The following is a 14,415-nucleotide window of genomic DNA, read 5'->3' as shown; positions in this document are numbered from 1 at the left end:
TGGGGGCGCCGTCAAGGGAGGGGTGGCTGCATCCAGGGGCGAGCTGTGGTGTGGCCCCGGTGGCGATGGGGAGCGCGGGAACGTGCTGTGCGGGGTGCTCGGTGCGCTGCCCCTGACGGCGGTGATCGTATGAAGCGCGGCGCCGCAAAGGGGGCTGGTTCAGGGGCGGATGGCCAGTAGCAGGTCCACGTCGTAGGTCTCCTCGATGGTTTCGGTGGGGAAGAGCCTGCGGAGGTGGGCTCGTTCCTCGGTGAGGAACTCGGCGGTGGCGTCTTCGCCCAGCACCAGGAACGCCGAATGGCTGGCGATGTTGGCCAGATGGGTGTCGAGGGAGACCTCGCGGCTCCAGCGGAGTTCGCGGCGGGTGAAGTCGAGCAGCCCCACGGTGTCGGTGAGGGCGGCGGGCGCACCGGAACCGCTCTTCTCGATCGGGGTGCCGGGGTCCACGCCGAGGAAGCGGTGGATGCGGGTGGTGGCGTCGGCGATCCAGGGGATGTCGACGGCGTCGGTGTTCCACCACAAGGCGAGTACGCCGCCGGGGCGCAGTACGCGGAGGGCTTCCGGAACCGAACGGGAGGGGTCGGTCCAGTGCCAGGACTGGGCGTAGGTCAGGAAGTCGGTGGAGGCGGTGGCGACGGGGAGGGCGTTGCCGTCGCCTCGGACGACGGGGATGTGGGGGTGGGAGCGGCGGAACTGGGCGGCCATGCCCGCGCCGGGTTCGACGGCCAGTACCCGGGCGCCTCGGCCGTGGAGGAGAGCGGTGGAGATGCCCGTGCCGGCGCCTACGTCGACGGTGCGGGAGCCGCGGAGCGGGCGGGGGGACAGGGCTTCGACGGTGTCGAAGAGGCTGGGTGGGTAGGAGGGGCGGTTCGCCGCGTACTGGGCTGCGGCGGTGTTGAAGGAGTGGGCTCGGGTGGTGTGGGAGGGGTGAGGGCGTGAGGTGGTCATGGGGGCATCGTGACTTGCGGTGGGGGGTGCTGGGGAGGAGTTTGTCGGCCCCGCCGCCCCTGGCCGCTCGCGCGGTTCCCCGGGTCCCTGAGGGGTGCCGCGTCAGGGGCGGCGTCGCTTCGCCGGGTTGCCGGTGCGCTTGGCTGTGCGGCGGTCGTACTGGTCGCGGGCCGTCGTGTATTCCTCGCGGTGGAGGGCCTCACCCGGGGCCTCCTTCAGGGAGCGAAGGAAGTAGGCGGTCAGGGAGCCCAGGAAGCCGATGGCGAGGAGGCCGCGCAGAGAGGACTGGCGGTCCGGGTCGGGACGTTTGGTGTAGGAGCCCCAGGTGTGGCCGAAGGCCAGCGCACTGCAGACGGCGAACATGATCACGACCAGGATGCTGACGAAGCCGCCGACCGCCGCCAGCTGCAGGCCCTCGTAGGCCAGGCGCAGCATCAGGGCGGAGGCGACCACGGCGGCGAGCGAGCCCGCTGTGACGCCGACACGACGGGCCGAATAGTTGCCGTCGTGATTCAGCCAGGTCGTCCCGAAGAAACGGATGGGTTCGGGACGAGGGCCCGTAGGGGTGGGCTCGGCCGCCGAGGGCGCCTGGCGCTCCCGCGTTTCCGCCGACTCCTGCTGCGCCTGCCTCTCCCGCCGCTCCGCCCGGATGTTCTTCGGTTCATCGCTCACGCGTCGATTATCGCCCCGGGTCGACATGGGCTGGGCGGCGGCAACGTGGCTGTGGTGCTTCGCCGCGGTACCCCGTGTGCGGGGAACCGCGGCGAGCTGTCTCTCCGCGTGCGGTGTGCCGGCTTTCCCTTTCGGGTCAGCCGCAGCGGCCGGCCACGTAGCCGTCGCTGCCGGTGTAGACGTACGCGTCGGAGATGTACTGGCCGTTGTCGATGTTGTCCCAGAGGTTCGTCGTGCCGTACGGACCGGAGATGGTCTGGCCCGGGGTCTGGCAGTAGATCGGCACCCTGGCGCCCTCGGAGAGGACGCGGACGATGCCGTAACTCGTGCTGGGGCCGCTGCGGACGTTGACGCGGACATCCGGCGCGACCGAGTAGTACCGGACCGCCGCGGTGACCGCCGCCGCAGTGACCGCCACCGTGGCGCTCTGCTCCCCCTCGCCGTCGCCCGTGATCTCTTCGGCATGCTCGACAGACATGGCTGAACTCCCCCCGTTTGAAACTGTTTTGAAACCCGTACTGACCCCGTTTGGTCCCCATGCAAGCCACGGGGACCCTTTGATACCCCTGAATCAGGACACGCACACCTGTGCGTTTTTCGCACGCGAAGGCTAGCAAGCCGCCTCTGTCCCGTAGATGTCATCGACTAGGCTCCGAGCGTCGCGAGAGCGGCCGAAACAGCACGGGGGTGGACCCATGGCACCGCAGCGGGGCACCGGGTCGGGAGCGGAAGCGGAACTTCCCGAGTACTCCGGTCACTACCGCCTGGAGTCGTGTCTGGGGTCCGGCGGCATGGGTGTCGTCCATCTGGCCACCTCGACCTCGGGGCGGCTCGCGGTAAAGGTGGTGCATGCCGAGTTCGCCAAGGACCCCGAATTCAGGGGCCGTTTCCGGCAGGAGGTGGCCGCCGCCCGGCGGGTCAGCGGTGCCTTCACCGCGCCTGTCGTCGACGCCGACACGGACAGCCCCCGGCCATGGATGGCCACCCTCTTCATCCCCGGCCCCACCCTCGCCGAGCACGTCAAGCGGAACGGGCCCATGCCGCCCGGGCAGTTGCGGCGGCTGATGGCCGGACTCGCGGAGGCCCTGCGCGACATCCATCGCGCCGGCGTGGTGCACCGGGATCTCAAGCCCAGCAACGTGCTGCTCGCCGAGGACGGCCCCAAGGTCATCGACTTCGGTATCTCCCGGCCGAAGGACAGCGAACTGCGCACGGAGACCGGCAAGTTGATCGGCACGCCGCCGTTCATGGCCCCCGAGCAGTTCCGGCGGCCCCGGGAGGTCGGTCCCGCCGCCGACATCTTCGCCCTCGGTTCGGTGACCGTGCACGCGGCCACCGGGCGCGGCCCTTTCGACTCCGACAGCCCCTACGTCGTCGCCTACCAGGTCGTCCACGACGAGCCGGACCTCACCGGCGTGCCCGACAACCTCGCGCCGCTCGTCCGCGCCTGCCTCGCGAAGGAGCCCGACGACCGGCCCACCGCGGACCAGCTGATGCATGAACTCCGGTCCGTGGCGGCCTCGTACGACACGCAGAGCTTCATACCGAGCCAGCGGGACCGGGAACGGGAGAGGGAGCGGGAGAAGGAGAGACGAGGGGCGGGGTGGGCTACGGCCGTCCCGGCCTCCGACCGAGCCGCCGACCGTCCCCCAGGCCGCCCCGCCGACAGAGATGCCGCAGACGGCACGGACGGCAGGGACGGCAGGGACGGCAGGGACGGCAGGGACGGCAGGGACGGCAGGGACGGCAGGGACGGCAGGGACGGCAGGGACGGCAGGGACGGCAGGGACGGCAGGGACGGCAGGGACGGCAGGGACGGCAGGGACGGCAGGGACGGCAGGGACGGCAGCAACAGAGAGTACGGGGACACGAATGCTGGACGGGGGGAGGCCGAGAACTCCGGCACCCGCACCAAGACCAACACCGGCACCGGCACCGGCACCGGCACCGGCACCGGCACCGAAGTAGACACAGGCCCGGGCTCCGGCGCAGGTGGCGGTGATGGGCGGAGTGAGTCCGGGGCGTCCCGCGACGGCGGGCCTGGGCGCGGGGCCGCTTCAGCCGGCCGGCGGTTGCGTCGGCGGGCCGTGCTGGTCGCCGCCTCGCTGGTGCTCGTCGCGGGTGGTGGGTTCGTCTCGGCGCGGATGCTGGGCGGCGACGGCGGGCGGGCGGACGGGGCCGCGGCCACTCCCCGGGCCAGTCGTGCCGCGGCCGCCGCACCCGCGCTCGAAGCGTGGGCCACCAAGCCCGCGGCGAAGAACGGCAGCGTGCCGCAGTGCTCGTACGGGGCCGGGAAGCTGCTCTGCTCCCAGCCGGAGCTGGTCTCCGCGCTGGATCCGGCGGACGGCAGCGTGCTGTGGCGGCACACCGTCAAAGGCGTCGGCGCGCCCGGCACGGGTGCCCCGCCCGTCGAGGCGGGCGGGCTGGTGCACGTACTGACGGACCAGAACCGCCGGGTCCAGGCGCTCGATCCGCACACCGGCAAGGTGCGGTGGGAGCTGGACGTCTCCGCGTACGCCGCCCAGCGGTTCGCGGGCGGCATGCTGCTGCTGACCTCCGCCGACGGAACGGTCACCGGGGTGGACGGCGCCACCGGCGACATCGAGTGGACCCGTCGGATCCCGGGGCAGCCGGAGGCGTACTTCACGTCGTTCGACGGTGACCGGTCGGCCTACGTGGCGAGCGTCACCGGCGAGGGGACGAGCGCTCGGACCCGGGTCACCGCGGTGGACCCCGAGACGGGCGACGTGCGGTGGGACGCCCGGCTGGACGGTCACCTGGAACCCGTGGGGGCCCAGGACGGCTCCCTCCTCTTCGCCGCGATCGGGGGCGCCTACCCCGACACGGTCGCCGTGGTCCGGTACGACCCCGGCACCGGGAAGACCGTCCGGGTCGAGCTGCCTGTGCGGCTCGAACAGGCGCATGCGGTGGTGCGGGGTGACGTCGTGTACCTGTTGAGCGGCGCGAGCGGCGCGCTCGTGGCCGTCGACATGAAGGCCCGCGCGCAGCTGTGGCGGACCGAGACGGGGGTCGCGCGGAGTTCGACGCCCGTCGTCGGCGACCGGTATGTGTACTTCACCTCGTCCGACGGCCGGGTGCTCGCGGTGGACGTGCGCAAGGGACGGATCAGCGGGGACACACCGGCACGGCTCGGCGAGTCGGACCGCCTCAGCGGCGCCCTGCCCCAGCCGGTGGTGATCGACGGCCGAGTCTGCGCAGGGGCGCTCGACGGGACCGTGCTCGGCCTGGACGGAACCGAGCCGGCGAGCTGGTGAGCTGGTGAGCTGGTGAGCTGGTGAGCTGGTCAACTGGTGAGACGCCGACCGGCCCCACGGCCCGTACGCACCCCTGACACGACCGAGGGCCGTCCCCACCCGGGAACGGCCCTCATTCGTACGAACTCGTGCGGCCGTCGCTTCGTGCGGCCGTCACTTCGTGCGACCGTCGCTTCGTGCGACCACTGCCGTCGTGCGGGACGGCGGACGGCGGCGGTCCTCAGCCCAGCTTGCTGACGTCCCGGACCGCGCCCTTGTCGGCGCTGGTGGCCATCGCGGCGTAGGCGCGCAGCGCGGCCGACACCTTGCGCTCCCGGTTCTTCGGGGCGTAGACGCCGTGCAGGGCCTGCTCGCGGCGGGCCAGTTCGGCGTCGTCGACCAGCAGCTCGATCGAACGGTTCGGGATGTCGATGCGGATGCGGTCGCCGTCCTCGACGAGGGCGATCGTGCCGCCACCGGCCGCCTCGGGCGAGGCGTGGCCGATGGAGAGGCCCGAGGTGCCGCCGGAGAAACGGCCGTCGGTGATCAGGGCGCAGGACTTGCCCAGGCCGCGGCCCTTGAGATACGAGGTCGGGTAGAGCATCTCCTGCATGCCGGGGCCGCCCTTGGGGCCCTCGTAGCGGATGACGACGACGTCGCCTTCCTTGATCTCCTTCAGCAGGATCTTCTGGACGGCCTCCTCCTGCGACTCGCAGACGACCGCCGGGCCCTCGAAGGTCCAGATCGACTCGTCGACGCCGGCCGTCTTCACCACACAGCCGTCGACGGCGAGGTTGCCCTTCAGCACCGCCAGACCGCCGTCCTTGGAGTAGGCGTGCTCGGCGGAGCGGATGCAGCCGCCCTCGGCGTCCTCGTCCAGGGTGTCCCAGCGCTCGGAGGTGGAGAACGCCTCGGCGGAGCGGACGCAGCCGGGGGCCGCGTGCCACAGCTCGACGGCCTTGGGGGACGGGGAGCCGCCGCGCACGTCCCAGGTCTTCAGCCAGTCGGCGAGGGAGGGGCTGTGGACGGAGTTCACGTCCTCGTTGAGCAGGCCCGCGCGGTGCAGCTCGCCCAGCAGGGCCGGGATGCCGCCGGCGCGGTGCACGTCCTCCATGTAGTACGTGCGGTCCTTGGCGACGTTCGGCGCGACCTTCGCGAGGCACGGCACGCGGCGCGAGACGGCGTCGATCTCGTTCAGGCCGAACGGGACGCCCGCCTCCTGGGCGGCGGCCAGCAGGTGCAGGATCGTGTTGGTGGAGCCGCCCATGGCGATGTCGAGGGCCATCGCGTTCTCGAAGGCCGCGAAGTTCGCGATCGAGCGCGGCAGGACCGTCTCGTCGTCCTGGTCGTAGTAGCGGCGGGTGATGTCCATGACCGTGTGGGCCGCGTCGATGTACAGCTGTTTGCGGGCCGTGTGCGTGGCCAGGACGGAGCCGTTGCCCGGGAGGGAGAGGCCGATGGCCTCGGTCAGGCAGTTCATCGAGTTGGCCGTGAACATGCCGGAGCAGGAGCCGCAGGTCGGACAGGCGTTCTCCTCGATACGGAGGATGTCCTCGTCCGAGATCTTGTCGTTCACGGCGTCGGAGATCGCGTCGACCAGGTCGAGCGTGCGGACCGTGCCGTCGACGAGGGTGGCCCGGCCGGACTCCATGGGGCCGCCGGAGACGAAGACGGTCGGGATGTTGAGCCGCAGGGCGGCGTTCAGCATGCCCGGGGTGATCTTGTCGCAGTTGGAGATACAGATCAGGGCGTCGGCGCAGTGGGCCTCGACCATGTACTCGACCGAGTCCGCGATCAGATCGCGGGAGGGGAGGCTGTACAGCATGCCGCCGTGGCCCATCGCGATGCCGTCGTCCACGGCGATCGTGTTGAACTCGCGGGGGATGCCGCCGGCCTCGCGGATGGCCTCGCTGACGATCCGGCCCACCGGCTGGAGGTGGGTGTGGCCCGGCACGAACTCGGTGAAGGAGTTCGCGACCGCGATGATCGGCTTGCGGCCGATGTCCGCGCCCGGTACACCGGAGGCGCGCATAAGGGCGCGGGCGCCCGCCATGTTGCGGCCGTGGGTGACTGTGCGGGACCTCAGCTCGGGCATCGTCGCTCGCCTCGCTCCTTCGGAGAGTAATGACTGAAGTCGAGCGTACGCCGGTCATCCAGGGGATGGACACGATGACCGGAATATGGGACGCCCGTCTCGGTTTTCGAGTACGCGCCCGGCCCCCTGCCCCTGCCCCTGCCCTCAGGAGGGTGCGGTGAGGTGTGCCTGCACCACGGGAGCCACCCTTGCGATGATCTGCTCGGGATCCGCCGACGCCAACGGCTCCACCTTGATCACGTACCGCAGCATCGCGATGCCCACCAGCTGCGCGGCGGCCAGTTCCGCCCTCAGCTCCGCGTCCGGTACGTCCAGGCGGTCGGCGATGCGGCGGAGCACCTGCGTGGCGATGATGCGGCGGAAGACGGCGGCCGCGGCCTCGTTGTTCACGGCGGAACGGACGATCGCGAGCAGGGGCGCACGGGTCGTCGGGTTCTCCCAGACGCCGAAGACGAACCGGGTGAGCCGCTCGCCGGCGTCGTCGAGCGGGCCCTCCTCGACGGCCTGCGGAGCCTGCATGGCCGGGCCGAAGGAGAGGGTGATGGCGGCCTCGAACACCTGCTCCTTCGTGCCGAAGTAGTGGTGCACCAGGGCCGAGTCCACCCCGGCGGCCTTGGCGATGCCGCGTACGGACGCCTTGTCGTAGCCGCGCTCGGAGAACTCCTCGCGGGCCGCCGTCAGGATGCGGTCGCGGGCGGCCGGCGTGTCGGCCGATTCCGTACGGGAGGGCCGGCCCCTGCGGCGCGGGGTGGCCGGGGTCACGGGCGGGGGACCCGCGCGGCGGAGGCGAGATGCAGCCGGGTGAACGCGAGCGCCTCCGCCAGGTCGGCCTCGCGCTCGGCGGCGGACATGGCGCGGCGGGTGTTGACCTCGATCACGACGTGGCCGTCGAAACCGCTCCGGGCGAGACGTTCCAGCAGCTCGGCGCAGGGCTGGCTGCCGCGGCCGGGGACGAGGTGCTCGTCCTTGGCCGACCCCCTGCCGTCCGCCATGTGCACATGGCCGAGTCGGTCACCCATGCGGTCGACCATGTCCAGGGCGTCGGTGCGGGAGGTCGCGGCATGACTGAGGTCGATCGTGAAGTGCCGGTAGTCGTCGTTCGTGACGTCCCAGTCGGGGGCGTACGCGAGCATCTCGCGGTCGCGGTAGCGCCACGGGTACATGTTCTCGACGGCGAACCGGACGTCCGTCTCGTTCGCCATCCGCCAGATCCCGGTGACGAAGTCACGCGCGTACTGTCGCTGCCAGCGGAACGGGGGGTGGACGACGACGGTGCTCGCGCCGAGCTTCTCCGCGGCGGCCTGGGCGCGCTGGAGCTTGACCCACGGGTCGGTGGACCACACACGCTGGGTGATCAGGAGACAGGGCGCGTGAACGGCGAGGATGGGGATCTGGTGGTAGTCGGAGAGGCGGCGCAGGGCCTCGAGGTCCTGGCTGACCGGGTCGGTCCAGACCATGACTTCCACGCCGTCGTACCCGAGGCGTGCGGCGATCTCGAAGGCCGTGGCCGTCGACTCCGGGTACACGGAGGCCGTGGACAGGGCGACCTTCGCGTCCGGGATCCGTACGGGTTCTGCCACGCGGCACAGCCTACGGGGTGAGGCCTCGCCCGTGCGCCGTCGGGGTGCCTGCCCGTCGGCGGCCACGCGTCGCCTGCGACTGGTCGCGCAGTTCCCCGCGCCCTTGAAAAACAGGGGCTGCGCCCTGTGCTTTTCAAGGCCCGCAGGGGCCGTTGCTCTGAGGGGCGCGGGGAACTGCGCGAGAACCCCCACCGGAGCCGCACCCGACAACGCACCCCACGTGACCTGCCCCCTCCCTGCTCCTCACGCCCGGCCACCGATCCCCTGCGCCGTACCCATGTGGTCCAACCGCCGAAGGATCACACCCTCCCGAAGCGCCCAGGGACAGATCTCCAGCGTCTCCACCTCGAACAGATCCATCGCGGCCTCCGCCACCAACGCCCCCGCGAGGAGCTGGTTGGCCCGCCCCTCGGACACTCCGGGCAGGGCGGCCCGCTGGACGGTGGTCATGCCGGCGAGCTTGGGAACCCAGGACTCCAACGCGTCGCGCTTGAGGTCGCGCTGGACGTAGAGGCCCTCGGCGGAGCGGGCGGCGCCGCCGATACGGGCGAGCTGCTTGAACGTCTTGGACGTGGCGACGACGTGGTCGGGGGCCCCGAAGCGGCTGAACTCCCCTACGGTACGCGCGATCTGGGCCCGGACATGGCGGCGCAGGGAGCGGATGTCGTCCGGGGTGGGCGGATCGCCGGGGAGCCAGCCGGCGGTGAGGCGGCCGGCTCCCAGGGGCAGCGAGGCGGCGGCGTCGGGCTCCTCGTCTATGCCGTAGGCGATCTCCAGCGAGCCGCCGCCGATGTCGAGGACGAGGAGCTTGCCGGCGGACCAGCCGAACCACCGGCGGACGGCGAGGAAGGTCAGCCGGGCCTCCTCGGCGCCGGTGAGGACCTGGAGTTCCACGCCGGTCTCGTCCTTGACACGGGTGAGGACGTCGTCCGCGTTGCTGGCCTCACGCACCGCCGACGTGGCGAACGGGAGCAGTTCCTCGACGCCCTTGTCCTCGGCGGCCTGGAGCGCCTCGTGGACGACGGCTATGAGCTTGTCGATCCCCTCGGGGCCGATGGCCCCGGCCTCGTCGAGGAGTTGGGCAAGGCGCAGCTCCACCTTGTGCGAATGCGCGGGCAGGGGGCGCGCGCCCGGGTGTGCGTCCACCACCAGCAGATGCACCGTGTTCGATCCCACGTCGAGGACACCGAGTCTCATGTACGGAACGCTACTGCCAGCGGAGGCGTGCGCCGTCCTCGATGCGGCTTCGGGCGCCGTACCCTGGACGCGTGCCAAAGACGAAAAAGGCAAAGGCCGACAAGTCGGCAGCGGGAGCGGCGTCGGGGACGGCTGCGGCCGGCGGCTCTTCGCGGGCGAAGGCGGCGACCAGACCACCGAAGTCGACGAAGGGCTCGGCGGAGTCCACGGCGCCGGACGAGAAGGGGCTCGATTTCGCGCGCGCGTGGGTGGAGTTCCCTGATCCGGCGGACGACGAGCAGGTCTTCCGCTGCGATCTGACATGGCTGACCTCTCGCTGGAACTGCGTCTTCGGCAGCGGCTGCCAGGGCATCCAGGCGGGCCGGGCGGCCGACGGGTGCTGCACTCTGGGTGCCCACTTCTCGGACGAGGACGACGAGAAGCGCGTCGCCGAACATGTGGCGAGGCTCACTCCGGAAATCTGGCAGTTCCACGATGTGGGCACGGAGACGGGCTGGGTCTCGAAGGACGAGGACGGCGACCGTCAGACCCGCCCGTACAAGGGGTCATGCATCTTCCAGAACCGCCCGGGCTTCGCCGGGGGCGCGGGCTGCTCGCTGCACATCCTGGCGCTCCAGGAGGGGCGCGAGCCGCTGGAGACGAAGCCGGACGTCTGCTGGCAGTTGCCGATCCGCCGTACGTACGACTGGATCGACCGGCCCGACGACACACGGGTGCTCCAGGTGTCGATCGGCGAGTACGACCGTCGCGGCTGGGGCCCGGGCGGTCACGACCTGCACTGGTGGTGCACCTCGGCGACGTCGGCGCACGGCGCGGGCGACCCGGTGTACGTGTCGTACCGCCCGGAGTTGATCGAGCTGATGGGCAAGGAGGGGTACGACCGCCTGGTCGAGCTGTGCGAACAGCGACTGGCGTCCCGCCTGCCCCTGGTTGCACCGCACCCGGCGGATCCGACCGGTCCGGCGGAGCCTGCGGGCCGGTAAGCGCGTTGGCGGGCGGACGGGAACGGGAACGGGGGACGCCGGCCAGGCGGCGGGCCGGTGCTTCGACACGCCGACGGTAGTTCGGGCCGGCGGACCGGTGCCTCGAAGGGTTCATGGCAGCGCCCCCGCCGGTCTACGGCCCCGGTGGCGGGTCGCCGCCTCCGTCGCCCGGTGGTGTCGTGGGGCCGCCCGGGTCCGTGGGGGCCGGGTCGGTCGGGGTAGGCGTGGGATCCGGCTGGGCAGGGCCGGTCGGCGTGGGGTCCGGGTCGGGGGTCGGTGGTGGAGCGGTGGGCCTCGGGGGGCCCGGGTCCGGGACGGGTGCGGTGGGCCGGGGGTCGACCGGCGGTGTCGGCGCCGGACCGTAGCCCTCGATCGTCACCACGGCGTCCGCCGGAGCCAGGGTCACCCGAGCCGTCCAGTACCCGGAGGGCTCGCTCAGCTGGTCGACGTACACCTTGATCGTCACAGACTCGCCGGGTTTCAGGGCGCCCGAGGACTGGCTGAGGTAGAGCCAGTCGGCGCCGGTACGGGCGGACCAGCGGACGGACGCGTCCCCGGTCGCTTCGAGGGTGATGAGGGTGGTGTCGCCGTCGTTCGCGGCGGTGATGGAGAGCGCGCCCCGCCCCTTGCCCTGGGTGACCTCCACGGACACGTCGTCCGACGCGTGCTTGCCTCGGCCGTGGCGGGCGTCCGACCTGTTCCGGGCGTTGCCCGCGTTCTGGTAGGCGTCGCCGACGCCGTCGCCGACGGTGCCGTCGCCGTCACCGTGCTCCTCGCCCGCGCTGACCGAACGGCCGTCGCCGCCCTCACCGATGAAAGGGGCGCCCCGGTAGGCGGCCCAGAGCGCGAAGACGGGTGCGGCAACCACGGTGGCGACGACGGTGGTGGTCACGGCCCGCGCGCGCAGCCGCTCCCGCCGGGCCGCACGGTCCCTCGGGTCCATGGGGAAGCCACGCCGGTCGAAGCGCGGGGCGCCGCCACGCGCGCGCGTGAGGTGGGCCATCGCGGGCCCCAGGGCGGCACGCGGCGCTTCGAGCACCGGCAGCGCGGCGGGCGTGACCGTGGTGCCGGGCCAGCGGCCGGGAACGGCGCGCTCGGCGGCGCGACGGCAGACGGGACAGTCGTCCACGTGCCGGACGAGCTCGCGGCGCAGGGTGGCGCTCAGGACGAGCTGATGGTCACCGGTCAGCCGGGCGACGCTCGGACAGGCGCCGCTCTCGACGACCGCCAGGGCGGCGCGGGTCCGCTCCACCTCGCAGGCGGCGGAGGCGAGCAGCTCCCGCGCGGCGGTCGGGTCCATGCCCAGCACGGCGGCGACCTCGTGGGCGGTGAGCTGATGCCGTACGGCCAACTCCAGTGCCTCGCGCTGCTCGGGCGTGGTGCCGGCGGCCTCCGGCCAGGCGAGCAGGGCGAGTTCACGCCGCCGCTGCCGCTTCTCGTCCTCGGAGAGCGCGACGGCCCGGACGGCGGAACTCTCGACGGCGCGCGCCTTCGCCGAACGCCCTTTGTCCGAACGCCCTTTCTCTGAACGGCCCTTGTCGGGGTGCGTGTTGTCGGCCCCACCGCCGTGCCCCGGCGGGCGCGTGGAGGCATGCGCGGCCGGCCGCTTCTGCCGCACCTCGGCGAGCTTGCGCAGACAGGCCCAGCGGGCCAGTGCGTACAGCCAGGCGCGGCGGTCGTCGGCGGTGTCCGGCCCCCGGCGCCGCTCGGCGAGCACGAGCACGTCGGCGAGCGCCGCGGTGGCCGCGTCGTGGTCGCACAGCACGGACATGCAGTAGGTGAAGAGGCCGTCCAGGTACGGCTCGTAGCGCGTCGAGGGGTGCTGCGCCACCGCGCGCGCCGCGGCCCGGTCGCGCGCCTCACGGTGCGCCCGGTGTGCGCCGGTGGTGCGGGTCGAGGTTTCCGGACCGATGCTCATCATTCATGGACGGTAGGCGCCCGGAACCTGCACCTTCTCGCCCCTTGAGCACATTTACTCCGTACGGGTGAAACGATCCCTCATAAGGGGACAGGAATGCCGCATTCCGCAGCGCACACGGGGCTTGGCCGAATGGTGTGCACTTTCTTGACCGTCACAAGAAATTGGCCCTACCTTCCTCCCGAAACCGAGTTACTGCCGAGTAAGGGCGAGCAACGTCCCCACCTCCGCGTCGACAGGAGCCCCACCCCATGGCCGTACGCACCCGACGCACCACCCGCCGCTCCACCAACCGCGCCCTCGCCGCCCTGGCCGCGACCGTCGTCCTCTCCCTGGCCGGCGCCTCCGTCTCCACCGCCGCCCCCCGGAGCGCCGCGCCCGCCGTCGAACGCCTCACCGGCACCCTCCCCGACGGCGCCGCCTGGATAGCGGACGTCCCGGAGAACTGGAACGGCACCCTGATCGTCTTCAGTCACGGTTTCGGCGTGACGGTGCCCCAGAACGCCCCCCGCGAGGCCGTACGCCTCCGCCTCCTCGAAGAGGGCTACGCCCTCACCGGCTCCTCCTACGACGTCAGCGAGACCCTCTGGGCCCTGGAGAGCGCGGAGCGCGACCAGGTCGCCACCGTCGCGGCGGTCACCGAGAGGATCGGCGAACCCACGCGCACCCTCTCCATCGGCCAGTCCATGGGCGGGCTGGTCAACGCCCGGCTCGCCCGCTCCGGCGCGGGCGGTATCGACGGCGCCCTCGGCCTGTGCGGTCTCGTGGCAGGAGCCAACGACCTGCACAGCTACCAGCTCGACGCCGAGTACACGATCGCCCGGCTCCTGCTCCCCGACACTCCCGTGAAGCTGGTGGACTTCGCCTCCGAGGCGGAGGGCGCCACCACCGGCCGGCAGCTCACCGAGGCCGTCGTCGCCGCCCAGAAGACCCCGCAGGGCCGCGCCCGGATCGCCCTCGCCGCCGCCTACCTCAACCTGCCCGCCTGGGCGCCCGGCAAGGATCGCCCCGCACCCGGCGACCGGGACGACCAGCAGGCCCAGCAGTACGCGTGGCTGGCCCAGGGCGTCCTCGACCGCGTCGAGCCCGGCCGCTTCCACGTCGAGAAGGCCCTCGGCGGCAACAACTCCGGGAACAAGGGCGTCGACTACGCGCGCGTGCTCGCGGGCTCCCAGCACGCACCCCTGGTCAAGGCCCTCTACCGGAAGGCCGGCCTCGACCTGCGCGCGGATCTGCGCGACCTGACCGCGAACGCCGACATCACCGCCGACCCGGACGCCGTCGCCGCCGGCCGACGCACGTCCTCCGCCGGCCAGGGCCTCGCCGTCCCCCTCCTCAACATCCACACCACCGCCGACGACCTCGTCCCCGTCGAGCAGGAGTCCCGCTTCGCCACCCGGGTCCGCGCCTCCGGCGACGCCGCGCAGCTCCGCCAGGCCTACGTCGAACGCCAGGGTCACTGCGCCTTCACCACCGCCGAGACGGTGGCCGCCCTGCACGCCCTGGAGTCCCGCCTGGACACCGGCCGCTGGGGCGCCTCGGCCACCCCGGCCGCCCTCCAGTCTGCGGCGACCGCCCTCGACCTCGACGGCGCGGCCTACATCCCGTACACCCCGGCCCAACTGACCATCGGCCGCCGCCCGTAGCGGACCGAGGACTCGCCGAGACGGCGACCCGCCGCGGACCCGCGGAAGGGGCCGTGCCGGTGCGAAGCAGCCCGCCGCTCACAGCGGCCCGCAGAACGGCTCGCTCCTGCCTCCGCGCAGTG

Annotated in this window: 11 protein-coding genes; 3 read left to right on the top strand and 8 right to left on the bottom strand. The window is 72.3% G+C overall.

The genetic code is table 11. The features are described 5' to 3' along the window. Positions 1–159: 159 nt before the first annotated feature. The 3 genes from GWK25_RS02910 to GWK25_RS02900 all read right to left on the bottom strand — a co-directional run bounded on the left by GWK25_RS02910 (position 160) and on the right by GWK25_RS02900 (position 2,098). Complete coding sequence (locus GWK25_RS02910; protein ID WP_215448354.1) at positions 160–948, bottom strand: class I SAM-dependent methyltransferase; 789 nt, start codon at positions 946–948, stop codon at positions 160–162. A 102-nt stretch (positions 949–1,050) separates the two neighbouring features. Beyond that, the gene (locus tag GWK25_RS02905) at positions 1,051–1,620 is read right to left on the bottom strand and encodes an EamA/RhaT family transporter (RefSeq protein ID WP_215448353.1); all 570 of its coding nucleotides are present in this window, start codon (positions 1,618–1,620) and stop codon (positions 1,051–1,053) included. A 136-nt stretch (positions 1,621–1,756) separates the two neighbouring features. After that, positions 1,757–2,098, bottom strand: a complete 342-nt coding sequence (locus tag GWK25_RS02900) for an SH3 domain-containing protein (protein WP_215448352.1) — start codon at positions 2,096–2,098, stop codon at positions 1,757–1,759. 217 nt (positions 2,099–2,315) lie between these two features. Here GWK25_RS02900 and GWK25_RS02895 point away from each other — a divergent pair, with 217 nt between their 5' ends. Beyond that, the gene (locus tag GWK25_RS02895) at positions 2,316–4,895 is read left to right on the top strand and encodes a serine/threonine-protein kinase (RefSeq protein ID WP_215448351.1); all 2,580 of its coding nucleotides are present in this window, start codon (positions 2,316–2,318) and stop codon (positions 4,893–4,895) included. A gap of 220 nt (positions 4,896–5,115) precedes the next feature. Here GWK25_RS02895 and ilvD read toward each other — a convergent pair whose 3' ends face one another. The 4 genes from ilvD to GWK25_RS02875 all read right to left on the bottom strand — a co-directional run bounded on the left by ilvD (position 5,116) and on the right by GWK25_RS02875 (position 9,746). Further along, entirely contained in the window at positions 5,116–6,969 is a 1,854-nt protein-coding gene (gene ilvD, locus GWK25_RS02890; RefSeq protein ID WP_215448350.1) for a dihydroxy-acid dehydratase, read from the bottom strand. A gap of 144 nt (positions 6,970–7,113) precedes the next feature. Beyond that, entirely contained in the window at positions 7,114–7,731 is a 618-nt protein-coding gene (locus tag GWK25_RS02885; protein WP_215448349.1) for a TetR/AcrR family transcriptional regulator, read from the bottom strand. Beyond that, on the bottom strand, positions 7,728–8,549 hold the full coding sequence (locus GWK25_RS02880; RefSeq protein WP_215448348.1) for a sugar phosphate isomerase/epimerase: 822 nt from the start codon (positions 8,547–8,549) through the stop codon (positions 7,728–7,730). The genes GWK25_RS02885 and GWK25_RS02880 overlap by 4 nt, the downstream gene beginning before the upstream one ends. A gap of 243 nt (positions 8,550–8,792) precedes the next feature. Beyond that, positions 8,793–9,746 carry a Ppx/GppA phosphatase family protein gene (locus tag GWK25_RS02875; RefSeq protein WP_215448347.1) on the bottom strand — a complete coding sequence of 318 codons (954 nt, stop codon included), beginning with the start codon at positions 9,744–9,746 and terminating at the stop codon, positions 8,793–8,795. A 71-nt stretch (positions 9,747–9,817) separates the two neighbouring features. Here GWK25_RS02875 and GWK25_RS02870 point away from each other — a divergent pair, with 71 nt between their 5' ends. After that, positions 9,818–10,729 carry a hypothetical protein gene (locus GWK25_RS02870; RefSeq protein ID WP_215448346.1) on the top strand — a complete coding sequence of 304 codons (912 nt, stop codon included), beginning with the start codon at positions 9,818–9,820 and terminating at the stop codon, positions 10,727–10,729. Positions 10,730–10,862: 133 nt separating this feature from the next. Here GWK25_RS02870 and GWK25_RS02865 read toward each other — a convergent pair whose 3' ends face one another. After that, complete coding sequence (locus GWK25_RS02865; protein WP_215448345.1) at positions 10,863–12,650, bottom strand: hypothetical protein; 1,788 nt, start codon at positions 12,648–12,650, stop codon at positions 10,863–10,865. Between the two features lie 248 nt (positions 12,651–12,898). On the opposite strand from GWK25_RS02865, the gene GWK25_RS02860 reads away from it, so the two are divergent. Next, a complete protein-coding gene (locus tag GWK25_RS02860; RefSeq protein ID WP_215448344.1) occupies positions 12,899–14,293 on the top strand; it encodes an alpha/beta hydrolase in 1,395 nt (464 codons plus the stop codon). Positions 14,294–14,415: the final 122 nt, after the last annotated feature.

Origin of the sequence: Streptomyces sp. ATCC 21386, assembly GCF_018728545.1 — a bacterium.
In the GTDB taxonomy this organism is placed as follows: Bacteria; Actinomycetota; Actinomycetes; order Streptomycetales; family Streptomycetaceae; genus Streptomyces.
Note: the sequence above shows the minus strand (reverse complement) of the source record. Positions and strands in the feature narration are given on the sequence as shown.